This window comes from Nocardioides sp. GCM10030259, from assembly GCF_042666375.1.
Lineage (GTDB): Bacteria > Actinomycetota > Actinomycetes > Propionibacteriales > Nocardioidaceae > Nocardioides.
Window position 1 is genome coordinate 87,652 of the sequence record NZ_JBHTDF010000023.1, and the last position, 14,609, is coordinate 102,260.

Genomic DNA, 14,609 nt, shown 5'->3' on the forward strand with positions numbered 1-14,609 from the left:
GTCCCCGGGCCGTCAGCCGTACGTCGCGATGATCATCGCCTCGGCCTGCGCGGTGAGGTCTGCGGTGCTGGTCCCCCAGTCGTCGCGCAGCACCTGGTCCGCGTCCGCACCGGGCTCCCCGAGCGCGGCGAGCAGCGTCCAGGGCGCGTCGTCGCCGTAGGCGTCCGCGACGTACTCGACCACCCACCACGAAAGCCCGTAGTGGGCCTGGGAGTCCGCGTCGTTGAAGGAGTCGTCGGCCGGCAGGTCGGGTACGCCCTCCACGGCGGCGGCCAGGGCGGCGTCCGGGATGCGCCGCTCCTCGGGCGCTAGCGGCTGCACCGACACCCACTCCGCGATCCCCTCCGACAGCCAGACGGGCGCGTGGTCGTCGGCGGTGCCGACCGCCACGTGGGTGAGCTCGTGGCGCACCAGGCGGTCCCGCTCCTCCGAGGGCGCCGTGAGTACGCGCGGGTTGAGCACGAAGCGGGTCTGCTCGCCGACCGGGAACGACACCGCGTCGAGGTCCTCGGGGTCGTCGCCGGGCACGTCGTCGAGGCCGGCCATGAACGCCGGGTCCGACAGCGCGTAGACCACGACCGACCGCGACCACTCGTGGGGCACGCGCGCGGCCACGTCCGCGATGCCCGACTCGACCGAGGTGAGCACGGACCCGGCCGTCCCGAGCGAGCCGCCGTCGAAGATGCCGAGCACGCCGTAGCCGGCGCGCACGTCGACCGGGCCGAGGTCCCACGGCTGCGGCTGCACGTCGTGCGCCTCCTCCCACTGCCGGTCGGTCACCGAGACGAGCCGCATCCGCCCGGAGCCGTTGGCCGCCGGCGCGAGACGGAACCGGTCGGAGGAGACGACGGGCGCCTCGTCGTACCCCTCGAGCTGCAGCACCTCCTCGACCGTCACCCAGTAGGCATCGCCGTCGCGCACCAGGCTCGCCGGGTCGAAGCGGTAGCGGAAGCGCTCGACCGGGAGCTGGGTGAGGTTGGCGTACCAGGTGCGCTGCTGCTCGCGGAACGCCCTGCCTCCGCCGAGGACGCGCTCGAAGCGGTCGACGTCGCCGCGGCGTACGGCGATCGCGCGAGCGTCGAGCGCGCGCTCGACCGCCAGGGCGACGTCCGCGGTCGGCGTCGCGGCGGCGTGCCCGTCGTCGTCCGAGCAGCCGGCCAGCCCGAGGAGCGCGACGGCTCCGAGGACGAGTGCCGCCGCGGTGGGGCGACTGCTACCTGGTCTGCTCGGCATCGACGGGAGAACGACCCTCCGCGAGCGAGGTCATGTCCTCCACGATGCCCATCTCCTCGACGATCGTCAGCGCGATCGCCTGCGGCGTGAGGCCGATCCGCTCGAGGATCGCGTCACGCTTGGCGTGGCCGAGGAAGTCCTGCGGGATGCCGTGGAGCCGGAACGGCGTGTGCACGCCGGCGGCGTTGAGGGTCTGCAGCAGCACGGCGCCGCAGCCGCCGGTCTCGCCGTTGTCCTCGATGCTGACGACGAGCCGGTGCTCGCGGGCCAGCTCGATCAGCGCCGGGTCGACCGGCTTGACCCAGCGCGGGTCGACGACCGTGACGCCGATGCCCTGGGCGACCAGCCGCTCGGCCACGCCGACGGCGACAGTGGCCATCGAGCCGACGGCGACGACCAGCACGTCCCTGGTGCCGTTGCGGACCAGCACGTCGCAGCCACCGGCCTTGCCGACGGCCTCGATGTCCTCCGGCGGCGGGCCCTTGGGGAAGCGCACCACGGTCGGGGCGTCGTCGACCTCGACGGCCTCGTTGACGAGCTCGTGCATCCGGGTCGCGTCACGCGGGGCGGCGAGCCGGAGGCCCGGAACGACCTGGAGGATCGACATGTCCCACATGCCGTTGTGGCTGGCGCCGTCGTCACCGGTGACGCCGGACCGGTCGAGCACGAAGGTCACGCCGCACCTGTGCAGCGCGACGTCCATGAGCACCTGGTCGAAGGCCCGGTTGAGGAACGTCGCGTAGACGGCGAAGACCGGGTGCAGCCCGCCCATCGCGAGGCCGGCGGCGGACGTCGTGGCGTGCTGCTCCGCGATGCCGACGTCGAAGAAGCGGTCGGGGAAGCGCGCCTGGAACTTGTCGAGACCGACCGGGTGCGTCATCGCCGCGGTGATCGCGACGACGTCCTGCCGCCGCTGGCCGAGCTCGACCATCGTGTCGGCGAAGTGGTCGGTCCAGATCTTCCCCTTGGGCTTCTCGGCGCCGGTCTGCACGTCGAACGGCCCGGGCGCGTGGAACTGGTCGGCCTCGTGCCGCTCGGCCGGGTCGTAGCCGTAGCCCTTGCGGGTGATGGCGTGCACGATGACCGGGCCGTTGAAGCGCTTCGCCTGCGCGAGCACGTGCTCCATCGCCGCGCGGTCGTGGCCGTCGACCGGGCCGACGTACTTGAGGCCGAGGTCCTCGAAGAGGCCCTGCGGCGCCAGCGCGTCCTTGACGCCCTTCTTCATCGCGTGGAGGGCGTCGTACGCCGCGGGGCCGACGCCCGGCACGGCGTTGAGGCGGCGCTTGACCAGGTCGAGCACGTTCTCGTAGCGCGGGTTGGTGCGCAGCGAGGTCAGCGCGGTGGCGAGGCCGCCGATGGTGGGCGTGTAGGAGCGGCCGTTGTCGTTGACGACGATCACCAGCTTGCTCCGCTTGGCGATCGCGATGTTGTTGAGCGCCTCCCAGGCCATGCCGCCGGTGAGCGCGCCGTCGCCGATGACCGCCACGACGTGCCGGTCCTCGCCGCGCACCGTGTAGGCCTTCGCGAGGCCGTCGGCGTAGCTGAGGGCGGTCGAGGCGTGCGAGTTCTCGACGATGTCGTGCGCGGACTCGGCCTGGCTCGGGTAGCCGCTGACGCCGCCCTCGCGGCGCAGGGTGTCGAACGTCGCGGCGCGCCCGGTGACGAGCTTGTGCACGTAGGCCTGGTGGCCCGTGTCGAAGACGATCCGGTCGGTCGGCGAGTCGAAGACCCGGTGCATCGCCAGGGTCAGCTCCACCACGCCGAGGTTGGGCCCGAGGTGGCCGGTGTTGGTCGCGACGGTGCGGATCAGGACGTCCCTGATCTCGGCCGCCAGGGTGTCGAGCTGAGCGTCACTGAGGTCGCGCAGGTCCCGGGGGGACGTGATCGAGTCGAGGATGCCCATAGCGGTCGAGTCTACGGGTTCAGAGGTCGACAACGGCGATCGCGGGCTCGTGCAGGCTGCCGAGCCAGAGCCGTCCCTCGTGCTCCCGGACACCGGTCACCATGTGGTACGCCGTGCCGCCCTGGTCGGCAGGGAGGTCGACGTCGTGGATGAGCGTGCCGGCGTCGTCGTACGCCTGCGCACGGACGGTGCGCTTCTCCTTCGGCTGGATCGCCTCGGGGATCCTGGTCGCCGCCTTGCGCAGCGGCACCGGCCCGCGTTGCAGGCGCTCCACCAGCGGGTCGACCGGGCTCGCGATCGAGACCCAGAGCAGCCCGTCGCTCCCCCGCGCGATGTTGTCGGGGTAGCCGGGCAGGTCGCCGACGAGGAGGTCGCGGGTGCCGGCGTGCGGCCCGGTCAGCCACCACCGCACGATCGTGCGGTGCGCGGTCTCGGCGACCGCGACGTACGACTCGTCGGAGGCCAGCGCGACGCCGTTGGCGAACGCGAGCCCGTCGACCACCACCTCCGGCTCCCCTCCGGGCGCGAGGCGCGCGAGGCGGCCGGTGCGGGTGTCCTGGACGAAGTCGTCCTTCCACCGGTCGATGCCGTAGCGCGTCGAGGAGTCGGTGAACCACACGGTGCCGTCGCCGGCGATCGCCGCGTTGTTGCAGAACATCATCGGCGCGCGGCCGAGCCGTTCGGCGACGGCCTCGACGCCGCCGGTGCGCGGGTCGACGCGGAGCACCCCGCGGTGCGCGTCGCAGACCAGGAGGCGGCCGTCGAGGTCGATCTCGATGCCGAGCGGGCGCCCACCGGTGTGCGCGACCCGGTCGATCCGTCGCCCGTCATGGTTGACCCGGAAGATGCTCCCGTCCTCCGTGCCGGTGAAGACGGCGCCCTCGTCGGGCCCGGACGTGCCGACGACGACGTCCTCGGCTCCGGGGCCGGGGACCGGGATGACGCTGAGACCACTCGTGGGCGTGCTCACGGTGGCCATCAGACCAGCGACCGCACCACGAGCACCAGTGCGGACGCGCTGCACACCAGCAGCACGGCCGGCCGGACCCGGTCGGCGGGCAGCGAGCGCCGAAGGGGTACGCCGAGCACCACCCCGAGGCCGAGCGCCGGGAGGAGCAGGGCGGCGACCGCGACCTGGTGGAGCTCGAGGTCGCCCGAGATCGTGAGGCCCACGAGGCTCATCGCGGCGCCGATCAGGAAGTACACCGCCATCGTCGAGCGGATCTGGGCGGGCGGCCGGTGCTGGTAGAGCAGCGCGAACGGCGGACCGCCGATCGACGTGGCGGTGCCGGTGGCGCCGCTGACGAACCCCGCCACGCTCAGCGTCGACCGGGTGACCGGCACGGTCACCGCGCGCCAGGTCAGGGCTGCGGCGAGCAGCACGATGACGCCGATGAAGGCGCCGAGCTGGTCGGCGCTGAACGTCGCCACGACCCAGACGCCGACGGCCGTGCCGAGCACCCGTGCCGGCAGCGACCAGCCGAGGCCGGGCCAGTCGATGTCGTCGTGGTCGTGCACCAGCGTCACGCAGGGCAGCACGAACGCCAGGACGATCATCACGCCGGGCATCAGGCCGGGCTCGAGGAGCGTGATCACCGGCGCCGCGACCAGGCCGACGCCGAGCCCGACCACCGACTGCACCGTCGAGCCGATCAGCACGGCCGCGAAGGCGAGCGCCAGCACGCCCGGGTCGACGCCGCCCATCAGGGGTGCAGGTCGCCGTACTCCGGCGACGCCAGGAACTCCGGCAGCACCGCGTGCGAGAGGTCGGCGAGGTCGAGGTCGCCGAACCGGGCGGGCTCGACGAAGACGATCTGCCGCCCCTCACCGACCACGATGTCCGCGTCGGTCAGGTCGGTGCCGGCGTACCAGAGCCGGAACCTGGCGTCGGCCACGTCGGGGCGGCTGCGGACCACCTCGCGCCAGAGCCGCAGGGTGCCCGGAGCCAGCACCACGCCGGTCTCCTCCTCGAGCTCGCGGTAGGCCGCGGGCTCGAAGTCCTCGCCCTCCTCGACGTGGCCGCCCACGAACCCCCACTTCTCGGGGTCGATCCGGGCGTGCTCGTCGCGCTCCTGCAGCAGCACCCGTCCGCGCGGATCGACGAGCAGGATGCAGGAGAGCCGGACCATGTCCCGCACGCTATCGGGACCGACCGACGGCGGGTCAGCCGCCCAGCCCGGCGGCTCGGGCCCGGGCGACCGCCTCGGACCGGTCCTCGACGCCGAGCTTGGCCATGATGTTGGAGACGTGGTTGCGGACGGTCTTGTCGGAGAGCACGAGCTGACGGGCGATCCGGCGGTTCTCCAGACCGCGGGCGACCAGGTCGAGCACCTCGACCTCGCGCGGGCTGAGCTGCGGGAAGGCCTCGCGGCCGCCCCCGGTGGCCAGTCCCGTGAAGAACCGGCCGAGCCGGTCGGCGATCACCGGGCTGAACACCGCTCCCCCGGCGGCGACCGAGCGGATCGCGTGCAGGAGGTCCTCGCGACCGGCGCCCTTCACGACGTACCCCCGCGCACCGGCGCGCATCGCGGCCACCACGGCGTCGTCGTCGGTGCTCATCGTCATCATCAGCACCCGGGTCTGCGGCGCCGTGGCCAGCACCCTGGCCGTCGCCTCGACGCCGGAGGCGTCGGGCAGGTTGAGGTCCATCAGCACGAGGTCGGGGGCGAGCTCCGCGACGAGCGCGACGGCGCCGGCGGCGTCGTGCGCCTCCCCGACGACCTCGAGGTCGGTCGCGCCGGTCAGGGCGGCGCGCACGCCGTCGAGGAAGAGCGGGTGGTCGTCGACCAGCATGATCCTTGTCATCGTGCCTCTCTCGGGAGCTCCGCCTGCACGCGCGTGCCGGAGCCGGTGTCGGTGACGACCAGGCGGCCGCCGATCTCCTCCGCGCGCTGGCGCATCGAGGCCAGGCCCAGGCCGCCCGCGCGGGGGCGGTCAGGGAGCCCGGCGCCGTCGTCCTCGACCGTGAGGAGCAGCGCCGTGGCCGTGCTCCCGAGCCGGAGCGTCACGCACCGGGCACCGGCGTGCCGGACGGCGTTGGCGAGCGCCTCCCCGGCGATCCGGTAGCACGCGACCTCGACCGCAGCAGGGAGCGCCTCGTGGAGTTCGGCGTCGACCTCCACGGTCGTGGCGGGTGTGGCCATCCGGTCGGCGAGCCCGCGCAGGCCCGCCGCCAGGCCGAGGTCGTCGAGCGCGGCCGGACGCAGGTCGTCGGTGACGGTGCGCAGGTCGTCCACGGCCGCTGCCACGCCGGTCGCGGCCGACTCGAGCAGCCCGCCGGCGACCGGGTCGGACACCAGGTCGCAGGCGGTCTCGACCTGGAGGCGTACGCCGGCGAGCGCGGCGCCGACGCCGTCGTGGAGGTCGCGACGCAGCCGGCGCCGCTCCTCCTCGCGGGCGGTCACCAGCGCCGCCCGGCTGTGCTGGAGCCGGTCGGAGAGCCGTAGCGCGGCGATCGCCGGGGCCACCTGGTCGCACACGACCGAGAGCAGGTCGAGGTCCCGGTCGCCGACGGCCGCCTCCCCCTGCCGCGCCGTGACCCGGAGCACGCCGACGGTCTCGCCGCGGTGCAGCAGCGGCAGCGCGGCAAGGGGCCCGCCCGGCGCGCCGACCAGGGCCACCGGCTCCGCGTCGGGATCGTCGCCGAGCACGAGCGCGGCGGAGCCGAGCCGGAGCGACTCGACCACCACCGTGCACACCCGGGCCGGCACGTCGGACAGGTCGAGCCCCTCCCGGAGGCCGCTCGCCGCCGCCTCCAGCACACGGGCGGGGTCGGCGCGGTCGCCGTAGAACAACCGGTCCACGCCGCGGTTGAGCCGCACCCCGAGCGGGTGCAGCAGCAGGCCGCAGGCCGCGGCCGCCATGGCAGCTCCGACGGTGGTCCCGCCCGGCAGCACCGCGTCCGCGAGCAGGAACAGCACGACGTACGTCGCGGCCAGGCAGATCGCCAGGCTCACGCCGCCGATCGCGCGGCAGATGGCGAGGTCGAGGTCGTAGAGCCGGTGCCGGGTCACCGCGACCGCGATCGCCACGGGCACCAACGCCACCGCCACGGCCTGGGTGAGCGCACCCCACGGCCAGGTCATCAGCGGCTGCAGGAGCGTGTCGACGAGCAGCACCCCGGCGGTCGCCAGCAGCACGGCGACCTGGCGCCGCCCGAGCCGGTCCGAGCGCCGCCAGCGCAGCACGAGGGCGGCGACGCCGGCACCGACCGACGGCAGCAGCAGGACGGCGCCCGCCAGGAAGAACGGCCTCGATCCCGTCGCGGGGTACGTCGCGGTGCCGACGCCGAGCAGCATCATCCCGGCACCGGACGTCCACACCCAGACCCGCCAGCGCGGGCCGGGCAGCCGCCCGTCCGGGTAGAGCAGCGGCACCAGGGTCAGCAGCGGGACGAACCCGCCGATCCAGATCCACTCGGCCACCGCGTCGACGTCGAGGGCGGCCGACAGGGCGCCGCCGGCACCGCACAGGCCGATCCCGAGCAGCAGCCAGCCGAGCCGGCGACCTCCGGTGCCGGCGAGCACGAGGAGCGCCGCGGCGGCGTACGACAGCCCGACGGCGGCGTCGACCGGGACGTCGTGCATCCCGGTGCGTCCCCAGGCGTCCGCGTCGGTCACCAGCCAGATGGCGGCGACCGACGCCACCCCGGCGAGCAGCGCGAGGCCGACCGCGGAGCGGGTGCTCGACATGGCGGCAGATCCTAGATCAGCGCCGGGCGCGGCGGGCCGAGACGAGCACCATCAGCGCGCCGACCCCGAGCATCAGCGGGGTCCACGGCCGGTCGACGCCCAGGAGCACGCCCATCGCACCGGTCCAGACCAGGCCGCCGCCGGCCACCAGCGTGAGGCGGCGGACGGCCGGGAGGATCGCGCCGGCGAGCCCGACGACGACGAGCGTCGCCACCATCCAGGCCATGTCGAAGTAGTGCGGGTTCTGGGCGTGGTGGCCGGTGGCCGCGTTCTGCAGCGCGATCTGGTCGATGGCGTACGGCGCCCAGACGGCGGCCGCGACCAGCGCGACCGGGGCCAGCACCGGGTCGATGCGCGCCGGCAGCCGCACCTGCGGGCGGACCGGCAGCGCGAGCCAGAGCAGCGCGCCCGGCACGCCGATGACGCCGAGCAGCGCTGGTGCCCCGCCGCCGGTGGCCGCCGCGGCGGTCAGCGCGCCGGTCGCCATGAAGGCGAGGTGCAGGATCCCGGCGGCCGAGGAGGGCCGTCGGCCGGCCCAGCCGGCGCGGACCAGCGGGATGATGCCGCCGAGCCACAGGGCGCACAGCAGCAGGCCCTGGCCGGTGAGCTGGTGGAAGCGGTGCTCGTCGAGCTCGCCGGTGACCAGCATCCGGGAGAGGTTGAAGGCGAAGACGGTCGGCATCGCGCAGGTCAGGAAGGCGGTGACCGCCACCCCGGTACGGCGCAGGCGGGTCGGCCGGCTCGGTCGGGTCGGAAGGGTGGACGTGGTGTGGGTGTCAGTAGTGATCATGGACATGACGCTCCCGCGTACCCCGTCCCGGGCACATCGCCGCAATGTCCTGACCGTGTCCCGGCCGCGGCCCTATCCTGCGGCCATGCGGATCGGCGTCCTCGGCACGACCGTGGCCACCGGGTCGGACGGTCCGGTCAACCTCGGCGGGCCCAAGCAGCGCGCGCTCCTCGCCGCGCTGGCGCTGCACCGCGGCCGCGCCGTCGCCGCCGACACCCTCGCCGACCTGGTCTGGGACGGGGCTCCGCCTCCCGGCGTCGCCGGCACGCTCCAGGGGTACGTCGCCGGCCTCCGGCGCGCGCTCGAGCCGGACCGCACGACGCGCGCCGCCGCGACCCTGCTGGTGACCGAGCAGCCCGGCTACGCCCTCCGGCTCCCCGACGACGACCTCGACGCCGCGGCGTTCGAGGCCGTGGTGTCGACCGCCCACACCCAGGTCGCCCCGCTCGCCGACGCCCTGTGCCGCGGTCGCGCGCTGCCACCGGGCTCCCCTGACGCCGGCGGGCTGACCACCCTCCACGACTCCCTCGAGCAGGCGCTCGCGCTCTGGCGGGGCGTGCCCTTCGCCGAGCTCGGCGAGGTGCCGGCGGCCGTCGCCGAACGCGCCCGCCTCGAGGAGCTGCGGGTCCTCGCCAGCGAGGACCACGCCGCGCTCGGCATCCTGCTCGGCCTGCATGCGACCGCGGTCGCCGAGCTCGACGCCCTCACCCGGGCCCACCCGCTGCGCGAGCGCGCCTGGGCGCTGCGGGCGCTCGCGCTCGCCGGCTCCGGCCGGCAGGCCGACGCCCTGGCCGTGCTGCGCGAGGTGCGTGACGTCCTCGACGAGGAGCTGGGGCTCGAGCCCGGCCCGGAGCTGCGTGCCGTGCAGACGGCCGTGCTCCGACAGGAGCAGACCGCGATCGCCGAGCCGGCCGCCGCTCCCCCTGCGGTCTCGACCCCCGCCGCGGTCGAGACACACGCGCCGCTGCCGTTCCCGAGCCTGTGGCCGTGGTCGCTGGCCGGCCGCGACGACGAGCTCGCGGCGCTGACCGACCTGGTCGACCGCGTCGTCGCCGGCGCCGGGGCCTCCCCGGCGTTCGTCGCGCTCACCGGCGAACCCGGCATCGGCAAGAGCCGCCTGGCGATCGAGCTGGCGTCGTACGCCGTCGAGCACGGTGTCACGATCGCCTGGGGTCGCTGCTCGCAGGACGACGGTGCGCCCGCGCTGTGGCCGTGGGCGACCGTGCTCGAGCGGCTCGGGTCCGAGCTCCCGTCGGCGGCCGACGGCGACGACGAGGCGGCCGCGTTCCGGGCCTGGGAGACCGTCGTGCAGACCGTGATCGAGGCCGCCGAGCGCGCCCCGCTGCTGCTCGTGCTCGACGACCTGCACTGGGCCGACACCTCGAGCCTGCGGGTGCTCCGGCTGCTCACCGAGGCGGTCGCGCAGGAGAGTCCCGCGCGCCTGCTGGTGGTGGCGACCTGGCGCGAGCACCCCGTGCCGACCGGTGCACTGGCCGAGGTCGCCGAGGCGCTGGCGCGCAAGCATGCGCTGCGGTTCCAGCTCCGCGGCATCTCGGCCGACGCGGCCGCGCAGGTCTTCGCGCAGGTCTCCGAGACCGAGCCCACCGACGCCGACGCCGACACGCTGCGGCGACGTACCGAGGGCAACCCGTTCTTCCTCGTCGAGTACGCCCGCCTCGCCAAGGACGGCGACCTCGCCGCCCTGGTGGCCGAGGGGCGGCCGCCGGCCGCCGTGCACGAGGTGCTGTCGCGGCGCCTGGCCCATCTCGACGAGGCCACGCAGGACCTGCTCCAGACCGCGAGCGTGCTCGGCCGGATCTTCGACCTGCCGACGCTCGCCGAGGTGGCGGCGGTCGACGATGACGACGCGCTGGACCTGCTCGACCCAGCGATCGAGGCCGGGCTGGTCGCCGAGGACGGCGTGGACCGGTTCCGCTTCAACCACGCACTCGTCCGCGACACCGTGCTCAGCGCGCTGCCCCAGTCGCGGCGCGCCCGGGTCCACGCCCGCGCCGCAGCGGCGCTCAGCGACCGGCCGAAGCGCGAGACCGAGGTGGCGCGGCACTGGCTCGCCGCCGGCCCCCGCCACGTGTCGAAGGCCTGGCCCGCCGCGCAGGCCGCCGCCCGCTCGGCGATGGCCGTCTTCGCGTACGTCGAGGCGCTCGAGATGCTCGAGTACGCCCTGAGCACGCAGGACGAGGACCCCACCTCGACCGCGGCCGACCGGTTCGAGGTGCTCACCGACCTCGCCGACGTGCTCCGGCGGGCCGGCCGCTGGGTCGAGCTGCGCGAGGTCGCCCACGAGGCGATCGAGGTCGCCGACGACGCCGGTGACCTCGACCTGCTCATCCGCGCCGGCGCGATGACCAGCACCGGCGCGCTCTGGAATCCCGGGGGCGGCGAGGTCGACGAGGTCGTCGTCAAGGCGCTGCGCCGCGGCCTCGACCTGCTCCCCGAGGGCGACGACCCCCGCCGCTGCCGGGTGATGCTCTCCCTGGCCGGCGAGATCTACTACGGCTCGACCCCCCAGGAGCGCGAGGCGCTCGCGGAGGAGGCCGTGGCGATGGCCCGCCGGCTCGACGACCCGGTCCTGGTGCTCAACGCCCTCATCAAGTCCACGACCGGCACCTGGCGCGGTGTCAACGCCGCGCATCGCCTGGAGATGACCACCGAGGCCGTCCGGATCGCGCGCGAGCTCGGCGACGCCGTCGGCCTGGTCTCCGCGCTCGCGCTGCGGGCCGAGGCGGCCGGCGAGATCGGCAATGTCGCGATCCTCGACGAGTGCCTCATCGAGGGGCGCGCCGAGGCGGACCGGATCCGGCACGTCTACGCCCAGCTCTTCCTCGACTCCCTCGAGGTGTCGTGGTCCGCGATGCGCGGGGAGTTCGACCAGGTGGCGAAGCTCGTCGGCGAGATGGGCACCATCGCCCAGGTGGTCACCATCCCCGGCACGATCGAGTCCATCGCGGGCGCGATGATGATGCAGGCGCTGTGGCAGGGCGGCGAGGACGACGTGCTGGCCGCGCTGCGGGAGCTGCCCGTGGACGGGTTCGTCCCCACCGCTCCGCCGATGCTCACCATGCTGTGCCGCACCGGCCGTCTCGACGAGGCCCGTGAGCTCCTGGCCACCGGCCGCGAGCACCTCGACCGCGCGGTCGAGGCCGACACCTGGTACTCCCCCATGGCGTGGAGCATGGCCGCCGAGACCGCCTGCTACCTCGGCGACAGCGAGCTCGCGGCCACGGCGTACTCCCTGCTCGCCCCGCTCGCCGGCCAGACCGCATGCGCCGGCTCCGGCAGCACCATCGGACCGATCGACATGTTCCTCGCGATGGCAGCGCACGCCACCGGCCAGGACGACCTCGCCACCCGGCACGCCACCCGCGCCGTCGAGCTGTGCGAGGAGTGGGGGGTCCCCCTCGCCCGCGACTGGTGCGTGCGGGAGCGGGAGCGGCTCGGGATCTGAGTGGTCCGTCAGGTCAGGAGCAGCTTGTCGAGGCGGCGGCGTACGACGAGCAGGCCGACGACGCCCATGGTGACCAGGTAGACGACCGACACGAGCGAGCCCCACGACAGCGCCCCGGTGGTGAGCTCCCGGCAGAGCACCACCCCGCGGTAGAGCGGCGTCACCTCGACCACCCAGCGGATCGCCGACGGGTAGGCCTCGATCGGGAAGAACGTCGCCGAGAAGAGGAACATCGGCATCGTCGCCAGCGTCACCCACTCGAAGTCCTGCCACGAGCGCATCCAGGTCGTCAGCGCCATGCAGACGCCGCCGAAGGCCAGGCCGATCAGCAGCGACGCCGGGACCGCCAGGAGCGCCCACCACGACGACACCAGCCCCATGGCGACCATGACGACGAGGAAGCCCGCGGAGTAGATGCCGCCGCGCAGCAGCGACCAGGCCAGCTCGCCGCGGGCGACGTCCATCGTGGTCAGCGGCGTGGCCAGCATCTGGTCGAACAGCTTGTTGTACTTGAGCTTGAAGAAGAAGTTGAACGTGCTGTCGAGCAGGGAGCCGTTCATCGCCGACGCCGCCAGCATGCCCGGCGCGACGAACTCGGCGTACGGGATGTCCTGGCCGTTGAACTCGAACCCGGTGACCAGCTGGCCGACCCCGACACCGATCGAGAACAGGTAGAAGACCGGCTCGAGGAAGCCGGAGACGAAGATGTACCAAGCCCGCCGGTAGGCGAGGTAGTTGCGGTAGACCAGCAGGGCGGTGGCCTCCGCAGGAGCGACGACCGTCACGACATCAACCTCCGCGTCAGGCGCGGCACCGCCCAGAGCCAGCCGAGCACGGCGAGCGTCACCAGGTAGACGACGTGCACGAGCGCGGCCGACCCGTCGACGGTGTCGAGGGTGAGCATCCGGGTCAGGTCGACGCCGTGCCACAGCGGGGTGGCCTGCGCGAGCACCTGCATCCAGCGGTCGAGGTTGTCGATCGGGAAGAACGCACCGGAGAAGAGGAACAGCGGGATCATCCCGAGCCGGAAGACCAGTGCGAACGGGCTCTCGTCCTTGAGCCCCGCCGAGAGTGCGTAGATGGGCGTGGCGAACGCGAGGCAGACCAGGACCTGCGCGAGGTACGCCAGCACCGCGCCCCACACGGTCTCGAAGACGCCGAACGGCGCCATCACCAGCACGAAGACGCCGCAGGTGGTGGCGACCCGGAAGACGGTGAAGCCGATGTGGGCGAGGATCACCGACCGCACGCTCAGCGGCGACGCGGTCATGCCGTAGTAGACGCGCTGCCACTTGATCATGCCCATGACGGGATAGGTCGTCTCGCCGAAGGTCGTCTGCATCGCCTGGCCGGCGAGCAGGCCCGGCGCGATGAACGCCAGGTACGACGCGGCGCCCTCGAGCTCGCCGGGGTCGTCGGCGACGTAGTCGCCGAGCAGCACCCCCATGGCGAGCACGTAGAGCAGCGGGGTGACGAACGACGAGATCGCCGACCCCTTCCAGGTGCGCCGGTAGCCGATCGCCCAGTAGTCGATCAGCCGGGCGGCACCGGCCCAGACGTTGGCGGGCGCGGTGCTCTCGGTCGGTACGGCGGCCATCAGTCGACCAGCGTCCGGCCGGTGAGGCGGAGGAAGACGTCCTCGAGCGTGCTGCGGCGTACCAGCGTCGCCACGGGCTGGAGGCCGCGCTCGTGCACCTTGGCGACCGTCTCCTCGCCGTCGGAGGTGTAGAGCAGGAGCCGGTCGGGCAGCACCTCGATCCGGTCGGCGAGGTCATCGACCTTGCTCGCAGCCGGCTCGTTCTCGCCCACGGCGAAGCGGAGCTCGGCGACCTCGCGCGTGGAGTGCTCGGCGATCAGGCCGTGCGGCGAGCCCTCGGCGACGATCACGCCCTTGTCCATCACGACCAGGCGCGAGCAGAGCTGCTCCACCTCGTCCATGTAGTGGCTCGTCAGCACCAGTGTCACGCCCTGCTGGCGGAGCCGGAACAGCCGGTCCCACACGACGTGGCGGGCCTGCGGGTCGAGCCCGGTGGTCGGCTCGTCGAGCAGCAGCACCTCGGGCCGGTTGATCAGGCTCCGCGCGATCGTCAGCCGCCGCTTCATGCCGCCGGAGAGATCCTCGACCATGGCGTCGGCCTTCTCGGTGAGCTGCACGAACTCCAGCAGCTCGTCGACTCGCTCACGCACCTCCTTGCGCGGCAGCCCGAAGTAGCGGCCGTAGATGTAGAGGTTCTCCCGGACGGTGATCTCGGTGTCGAGCGTGTCCTCCTGCGGGCAGACGCCGATCCGCGCCCGGATCTGCGGGCCGTCGGTGGCCGGGTCCATCCCGAGGATCCGCAGCGAGCCGGCGCTCACCGGCGACACGGCCGCGACCATCCGCATCGTGCTCGACTTGCCGGCACCGTTGGGGCCGAGGAACCCGAACGCCTCGCCGCGGCGTACGTCGACGTCGATGCCGCGCACAGCCTCGAAGCTCCCGAACGACTTGCGCAGCCCGGAGGCGAGGATCATGGAGTCGGTGTCGGC

General features: G+C 73.7%; 12 protein-coding genes. 1 reads left to right on the forward strand and 11 read right to left on the reverse strand.

Annotation, left to right across the window (positions count from 1 at the left end; genetic code table 11):
- Positions 1-12: 12 nt before the first annotated feature.
- Genes ACFQQI_RS18740 through ACFQQI_RS18775 form a run of 8 tightly spaced genes read right to left on the reverse strand, consistent with a single transcriptional unit; the run spans position 13 to position 8,617 of the window.
- A complete protein-coding gene (locus ACFQQI_RS18740; RefSeq protein WP_378567015.1) occupies positions 13-1,233 on the reverse strand; it encodes a hypothetical protein in 1,221 nt (406 codons plus the stop codon).
- Entirely contained in the window at positions 1,214-3,136 is a 1,923-nt protein-coding gene (gene dxs, locus ACFQQI_RS18745; protein ID WP_378567018.1) for a 1-deoxy-D-xylulose-5-phosphate synthase, read from the reverse strand. Before dxs ends, ACFQQI_RS18740 begins: the two co-directional genes overlap by 20 nt.
- 19 nt (positions 3,137-3,155) lie before the next feature.
- On the reverse strand, positions 3,156-4,106 hold the full coding sequence (locus ACFQQI_RS18750) for an SMP-30/gluconolactonase/LRE family protein (RefSeq protein WP_378567021.1): 951 nt from the start codon (positions 4,104-4,106) through the stop codon (positions 3,156-3,158).
- 8 nt (positions 4,107-4,114) lie between these two features.
- The gene (locus ACFQQI_RS18755; RefSeq protein ID WP_378567024.1) at positions 4,115-4,840 is read right to left on the reverse strand and encodes a TSUP family transporter; all 726 of its coding nucleotides are present in this window, start codon (positions 4,838-4,840) and stop codon (positions 4,115-4,117) included.
- Positions 4,840-5,265: an NUDIX domain-containing protein gene (locus ACFQQI_RS18760; RefSeq protein WP_378567027.1), complete on the reverse strand. Its 426-nt coding sequence runs from the start codon at positions 5,263-5,265 to the stop codon at positions 4,840-4,842. Before ACFQQI_RS18760 ends, ACFQQI_RS18755 begins: the two co-directional genes overlap by 1 nt.
- A 34-nt stretch (positions 5,266-5,299) precedes the next feature.
- On the reverse strand, positions 5,300-5,941 hold the full coding sequence (locus ACFQQI_RS18765) for a response regulator (RefSeq protein ID WP_378567030.1): 642 nt from the start codon (positions 5,939-5,941) through the stop codon (positions 5,300-5,302).
- Complete coding sequence (locus ACFQQI_RS18770; protein ID WP_378567033.1) at positions 5,938-7,827, reverse strand: GAF domain-containing sensor histidine kinase; 1,890 nt, start codon at positions 7,825-7,827, stop codon at positions 5,938-5,940. Before ACFQQI_RS18770 ends, ACFQQI_RS18765 begins: the two co-directional genes overlap by 4 nt.
- 16 nt (positions 7,828-7,843) lie before the next feature.
- Positions 7,844-8,617 (reverse strand): hypothetical protein, encoded by a 774-nt coding sequence (locus ACFQQI_RS18775; protein WP_378567036.1) that lies wholly within the window; start codon positions 8,615-8,617, stop codon positions 7,844-7,846.
- Positions 8,618-8,702: 85 nt separating this feature from the next.
- On the opposite strand from ACFQQI_RS18775, the gene ACFQQI_RS18780 reads away from it, so the two are divergent.
- Positions 8,703-12,083, forward strand: a complete 3,381-nt coding sequence (locus tag ACFQQI_RS18780) for a BTAD domain-containing putative transcriptional regulator (RefSeq protein WP_378567039.1) — start codon at positions 8,703-8,705, stop codon at positions 12,081-12,083.
- 8 nt (positions 12,084-12,091) lie between these two features.
- On the opposite strand, the gene ACFQQI_RS18785 is transcribed toward ACFQQI_RS18780, so the two are convergent.
- From ACFQQI_RS18785 to ACFQQI_RS18795, 3 genes are read right to left on the reverse strand one after another with little or no spacing between them, the layout of a single operon-like run.
- On the reverse strand, positions 12,092-12,868 hold the full coding sequence (locus tag ACFQQI_RS18785; RefSeq protein WP_378567042.1) for an ABC transporter permease: 777 nt from the start codon (positions 12,866-12,868) through the stop codon (positions 12,092-12,094).
- Positions 12,865-13,680 (reverse strand): ABC transporter permease, encoded by an 816-nt coding sequence (locus ACFQQI_RS18790; protein ID WP_378567045.1) that lies wholly within the window; start codon positions 13,678-13,680, stop codon positions 12,865-12,867. Before ACFQQI_RS18790 ends, ACFQQI_RS18785 begins: the two co-directional genes overlap by 4 nt.
- A complete protein-coding gene (locus tag ACFQQI_RS18795; protein WP_378567398.1) occupies positions 13,680-14,594 on the reverse strand; it encodes an ABC transporter ATP-binding protein in 915 nt (304 codons plus the stop codon). The genes ACFQQI_RS18790 and ACFQQI_RS18795 overlap by 1 nt, the downstream gene beginning before the upstream one ends.
- Between the last annotated feature and the right edge of the window lie 15 nt (positions 14,595-14,609).

Coding starts and splice junctions, on each gene's coding strand:
- ACFQQI_RS18755 (WP_378567024.1), bottom strand. CDS start 4,840: ATGGGCGGCGTCGACCCGGGCGTGCTGGCGCTCGCCTTCGCGGCCGTG.
- ACFQQI_RS18790 (WP_378567045.1), bottom strand. CDS start 13,680: ATGGCCGCCGTACCGACCGAGAGCACCGCGCCCGCCAACGTCTGGGCC.
- ACFQQI_RS18780 (WP_378567039.1), top strand. CDS start 8,703: ATGCGGATCGGCGTCCTCGGCACGACCGTGGCCACCGGGTCGGACGGT.
- ACFQQI_RS18775 (WP_378567036.1), bottom strand. CDS start 8,617: ATGATCACTACTGACACCCACACCACGTCCACCCTTCCGACCCGACCG.
- ACFQQI_RS18765 (WP_378567030.1), bottom strand. CDS start 5,941: ATGACAAGGATCATGCTGGTCGACGACCACCCGCTCTTCCTCGACGGC.
- ACFQQI_RS18770 (WP_378567033.1), bottom strand. CDS start 7,827: ATGTCGAGCACCCGCTCCGCGGTCGGCCTCGCGCTGCTCGCCGGGGTG.
- dxs (WP_378567018.1), bottom strand. CDS start 3,136: ATGGGCATCCTCGACTCGATCACGTCCCCCCGGGACCTGCGCGACCTC.
- ACFQQI_RS18760 (WP_378567027.1), bottom strand. CDS start 5,265: ATGGTCCGGCTCTCCTGCATCCTGCTCGTCGATCCGCGCGGACGGGTG.
- ACFQQI_RS18795 (WP_378567398.1), bottom strand. CDS start 14,594: ATGATCCTCGCCTCCGGGCTGCGCAAGTCGTTCGGGAGCTTCGAGGCT.
- ACFQQI_RS18740 (WP_378567015.1), bottom strand. CDS start 1,233: ATGCCGAGCAGACCAGGTAGCAGTCGCCCCACCGCGGCGGCACTCGTC.